The 5,086-nt window shown below is 60.8% G+C and carries 5 protein-coding genes and 1 tRNA gene; all 6 read left to right on the forward strand.

Features of this window, described 5'->3' with window-relative positions; translation table 11 throughout:
- Positions 1 to 396: Smr/MutS family protein (locus V3W31_02785; GenBank protein MEE9613864.1), on the forward strand; the 396-nt coding region annotated here is incomplete at its 5' end.
- A gap of 3 nt (positions 397 to 399) precedes the next feature.
- Complete coding sequence (dnaG, locus tag V3W31_02790) at positions 400 to 2,172, forward strand: DNA primase (protein ID MEE9613865.1); 1,773 nt, start codon at positions 400 to 402, stop codon at positions 2,170 to 2,172.
- Positions 2,173 to 2,217: 45 nt separating this feature from the next.
- Complete coding sequence (rpoD, locus tag V3W31_02795; GenBank protein ID MEE9613866.1) at positions 2,218 to 3,744, forward strand: RNA polymerase sigma factor RpoD; 1,527 nt, start codon at positions 2,218 to 2,220, stop codon at positions 3,742 to 3,744.
- Positions 3,745 to 3,859: 115 nt separating this feature from the next.
- A tRNA-Ile gene (locus tag V3W31_02800) sits at positions 3,860 to 3,935 on the forward strand.
- A gap of 60 nt (positions 3,936 to 3,995) precedes the next feature.
- A complete protein-coding gene (locus V3W31_02805) occupies positions 3,996 to 4,739 on the forward strand; it encodes a C4-type zinc ribbon domain-containing protein (GenBank protein ID MEE9613867.1) in 744 nt (247 codons plus the stop codon).
- Positions 4,740 to 4,742: 3 nt separating this feature from the next.
- The coding region (locus V3W31_02810; GenBank protein MEE9613868.1) for an RNase H family protein at positions 4,743 to 5,086 on the forward strand (344 nt) is incomplete at its 3' end.

Genomic DNA, 5,086 nt, shown 5'->3' on the forward strand with positions numbered 1-5,086 from the left:
GTGGCGGGGAAGAAGGTTGAACTCGCCGCGGGAGGGATAAAGATATGGGTCGCGTGCAGCAGGCTTACGAAGGTTCGATCCGCCGGGGCCGCCGGGGCCGGGGCCGGGGCCGCCGGGAGTGCGCCCGACCTTACCGTCCTGGAAGGAGGCGGTGCGCCCCACTCCATAAATCTTATCGGCATGAGGGCCGACGAGGCGGTGGCCGAAACCACCAGGGCCATAGACATGGCCCACATGGAGGGGCTCTCGTCCATCGAGGTCATTCACGGCGTCGGGGGGGGTATATTGAAGAAAGTGATATCCGAACACTTAAAGGCCAACGGGCTCGTAAAGGGCTTCAAAGAGGGAGACCCCTTGAGCGGCGGGGCCGGGGTTACCGTGGTGGAGCTTGCGTAGACGATGATACCTCCGGAGAAGATAGAAGAGGTAAAGGAGAGGGCCGGCATAGTGGAGGTCATCTCCGAGTACGTGCCGCTTAAGAGGAGGGGGCGGAACCATCTCGGGCTCTGCCCGTTCCACTCGGAGAAGACACCCTCGTTTACCGTTAGCGAGGAGAAAAAACTCTTTCACTGCTTCGGCTGCCAGGAGAGCGGCACGGTCGTAACGTTCCTCATGAAGCACGAAGGGCTTTCGTTCCCGGACGCGGTGAGGACGCTCGCGCGGCGCTACGGCGTAACCATAGCCGAGCAGAGGACGGGCGGCGCGGCGCGCGCGGACGGGGTGGTCGAGGCGCTTCTCGCGGCCAACCGGGGTGCGCTCGAGTACTTTACCGAGAAGCTCAAAGGCCCCGAAGGGGCGAAGGCCAGGGACTACTTGAAAAAAAGGGGCTACGAGGGGGAGATTGTCGAGAGGTTCAGGCTCGGCTACGCGCCGGAGAGCTGGGACGGCCTTACGGGCTACCTTAAGAAGAAGTCCGTCGACCCGGCCGTGGCAGAGAAGGCGGGCGTGCTTTCGAGCAAGGACGGCCGTCGCTTCGACCGCTTCAGGGACAGGCTCATGGTGCCCATAACCGACCCGAGGGGGAAGGTGGTGGCCTTCGGAGGGAGGGAGCTCGGCGGCGGCGAGCCGAAGTACCTTAACTCCTCGGAGTCGCCGGTCTTTAAAAAAGGAGAGACGCTCTTCGGCTTCTATCAGGCGAAGCAGGCCATAACCAAAGAGGGCTACGCGCTTGTCGTCGAGGGCTACTTCGACCTCCTGGCCCTTCACAGCCACGGCTTTACCAACACCGTGGCCACAATGGGCACCGCCCTCACAGCGGCCCACATAAGGAGGCTCAAGCAGTACGCCGACGCCGTCTATACGCTCTTCGACGCGGACGAGGCCGGGAGGAAGGCCGCCGTCAGGGGGCTGGATATATTTATCGACGAGGCCGTTCCGGCCAGGGTAGTGCTTCTGCCCGCAGGCTCGGACCCGGACGATTTCCTGAAGAAGGAAGGCCGCAAGGGGATGGAGGGGGCGGTGGCCGGTGCCGTGCCGCTTATGGAGTTCTTCCTCGACGGGCTCAAAAGCGAGTGCGACCTCAACTCGGCGGACGGCAAGGCCAGGTACTTCGACAGGGCCATACCCTATCTGGAAAAGATAAAGAACGTCGCCGAGAAAGGTCATTACGCCGGAAAGGTAGCCTCTGCCACGGGTATCGGGGTCGATGCCGTGTACGGGGCCCTGAAGGGCCAACCCGGTCCGCCCGGAAAAGGGAGGGGGGCCGCCGCTACGGCAAAGGCCATGCCCTCTCCCGGGGCGAGGCTCTCCGAGGCTACGCTCCTGAAGGTCGTCTTGAGGCACCCGGAGCTCTACGGCGAGAGGGTGGCCGAGGCCTTCGCCCTCTTTACCGACCCGCTTATGAAGGAGGTGGCCGGGACGGTAGGCGTTGCCTTCAAAAAGGGAGGCATAGAGCCGTCGGCGCTTGTCGAGTGTGCGGAGGGGGGGGGGGAGAGCGAAGAGGTGAAGAACTGGATGGCGGGCGTGCTCTTCAAAGAGGACGACGGCTTTGTGGAAAGCCCGGAGAGGATGCTCGATGACTGCCTGAATAAGGTGCTCAACAGGGGAAGACCGAAAGAGAAGACAAGAGAGCTTATAAAGAACCTTGAGGAGAGCGGACGGGCCGATACCGCCCGTGAGGTCATGGACGGAGTGGAGCGGGGAAACAGGATGAAGAGAGGGCATAAACGTTGATTAATTGATACCCCCTCCCCCCCCCCTCCCCCGGAGGTTGGCGACGTGAAGAAAAGAAGAGCGCCCGGAAAGAAAAAGCCGAAGAAAGTACTGCCAGAGGGAGCCCCCGAAGGACACGTGGAGGGCAGCCCGGCCGTGTCGCCGCGCGCGGCGGCGTTCGTCTCTTCAGAGGCGGGCGGGGTGGGCGGGAAGAGCTACGACGCGGTCAGGGCATACTTCAGGGAGATGGGCTCCTCCTACCTCCTCACGAAGGAGGGAGAGGTCGCCCTGGCAGTGAAGATAGAAGAGGGCCGGGCCGGAATGATACGGGAGGCCGTCGGCTCTCCGTTGATATCGGAGGAGTTGGGGGCGCTTAAAAGGAGAGTTCGCGAAAAGGCCTCCGGGACGCTGCAGGACTGCTACGACGAAGCCGACGACCCGGAGAGGACGGTTAAGGACGTAGCCGCCGCCGAGAGGCTCTATAGAAACTTGCTCCTGACCGAAAAGGGCAGGGAGAAGAAGGTGGAGCGCATAGTCGGGCTCCTCGACGACCTGGACAATATCTCCGGGATCTTCACAACGGTGGTGGAGAGGCTCAAGGAGGGCGCGCTCGAGGTAAGGAAGCTCAGGAGGATGATACGCTCCATAGAGAGGAGGACGGGGCTCGGGACCGAGGAGATCTTCAAGGCCGAGAGGGAGATAAAGGGGGGTAAGAAGCGCAGGCTCAAGATAAGTAGAGAGCGCTTCAAGGAGTCCGTCGCGGAGCTCCGCCGGGTCCGCCGGGGCTTGAGGGCCGTGGAGGCCTCGACAGGTTTTAAAGGGGACGGCCTCTTCGAGGTGGTCAGGAAGATAGGGCTGTGGCAGCGGAGAACGGAAGAGGCGAAGATGAGCCTCATAAGCGGGAACTTGAGGCTCGTCGTCAGCATAGCCAAGAGGTACCTGAACAGGGGGCTCCAGTTCCTCGACCTCATCCAGGAGGGGAACATAGGGCTTATGCGGGCGGTGGATAAGTTCGAATACCGCAGGGGCTATAAGTTCTCCACCTACGCCACATGGTGGATAAGACAGGCCATCTCCAGGGCCATAGCGGACCAGGCCAGGACCATACGCATACCCGTGCACATGACCGAGACCATAAACAGGCTTGTTCGCGTAAGCCGCCGGTTGGTGCAGGAAAAAGGCAGGGAGCCCACCCACGAAGAGATGGCCGAAAGCATCGGCATCCCCGTGGAAAGGGTGGGAAAGGCGCTGAAGATAGCGAAAGAGCCGATATCCCTTGAGACCCCGGTCGGCGAGGAAGACAGCCAGATAGGGGACTTCGTGGCGGATAAGAACCTCTCCGCCCCGCACGACGTCGTTACCAACTATAACCTCATAGACCGGCTGAACGAGGCGCTGGGCACCCTGTCGGACAGGGAGGAGCAGGTCTTGAGGATGAGGTTCGGGGTGGGCGGGGGTACGGAATCCACGCTCGAGGAGGTGGGCGCGAGGTTCAACGTCACGCGCGAGAGGATACGCCAGATAGAGGCCAAGGCCTTGAGGAAACTGCGCCACCCGGTCCGCAGCGATAAGCTCAAGGTGTTTTCCGAATAGCGCCATTCCGGCCTTGACAATGCACACGCTATTTATTTACAATAGACAAGTTACCCGCCGGTACGGCGGGTTTTTCAGGCACCGCATGTATACCTTGAATATTCGTATCCCAAGAGGGCCCATAGCTCAGTTGGAAGAGCCACCGGCTCATAACCGGTCGGTCCCTGGTTCGAGTCCAGGTGGGCCCACCAAAATAACCATATCGCGGGGAGAACCTTCGGGACTCTCCCCGTGGTTTTAAGGAGTCAGCTTTGCCAACACCCGCCCAACTGCTCGGAGAGCTTCAGAAGATAGACCTCGAGATGAGAGACATAGGACGGAGGAAGAACGAATACCGGGAGAAGATAGAGAGCACGGAGGCGGAATTCAAACGGCTGGAAGGGGAGAGGGAGAAACTTTCCGGGGAGGTCGAGGAACTCGCCGGAGAGAAGAAGAAAGCGGACGAAGATATAAGGGCCAATACGGAGAGGATAGAAAAAGACCAGGAGAGGCTCGGCGATATAAAGAACGACAAGGAGTACTCGGCCCTAACGAAAGAGATAAAGAACGCCGAGAAGACCATAAAACTGAAAGAGATGGAGGCCGCCTCCTTGAGCGAGAAGCTCGACGCCGGGAGGGCCGGGATCGAGGCCGCGGAGGCCGGGATCGCGGAGAAGGAAGAGGAGATTAAGAGGACCACCGCCGAGGCCGAGGCGAGCAGCGAGGCGTGTGAGAAGGAGATAAAGGAAAAGCTGGAGCAAAGAGAGGCGGCCGCAAAGCCCATAAGCCCCCCGCTCCTCAAGAGATACGAAACGATAAGGGAAAGGCGCGCCGGCGTGGCGGTCACCCCTATAAAGGACGAGGCCTGCCAGGCCTGCTTCATGCACGTCCCGCCCCAGACCTACCTTCAACTCATGAAAGGGGTAGAGGAAATTATCACCTGCCCCAACTGCCACCGCATACTCTACTTCGACGGGACGGACGCTAAACCTCCGGACACCGCGCCCCCGGCCTGACCCATGCCGCACGGGAAAAAAGGGAAAAAAGAAAGCCTGCTCCTTAAGAGATTCCTCGAAGACCTGCAGGTCACCCTCGACCTGAAGGAGACCGCCCATAAGCTCCACATAACGGAAGACGCCGCAGGGGAACTCCTCTCGGTCATGGGAAAAGAGCTTTTCGGGGGCGCGTGCGAACTCGTTCTCTACGTGGACGGAGCGTCGCGCGGCAACCCTGGTGAGGCAGGGGCCGGAGCGGTCGTAAAGGATAAAAAGGGCAAGACCCTGAAGAGACTCAAACGCCGGCTCGGTACGGCCACCAATAACGAGGCCGAATACCAGGCCCTCCTGATGGCCCTTAGAGAGGC

The sequence above is a fragment of the Thermodesulfobacteriota bacterium genome, from assembly GCA_036482575.1.
GTDB lineage: Bacteria > Desulfobacterota > GWC2-55-46 > GWC2-55-46 > JAUVFY01 > JAZGJJ01.

What these genes read in the sequence shown, in the direction of transcription:
- dnaG (MEE9613865.1), top strand. Translation starts at nt 400, where the DNA reads ATGATACCTCCGGAGAAGATAGAAGAGGTAAAGGAGAGGGCCGGCATA.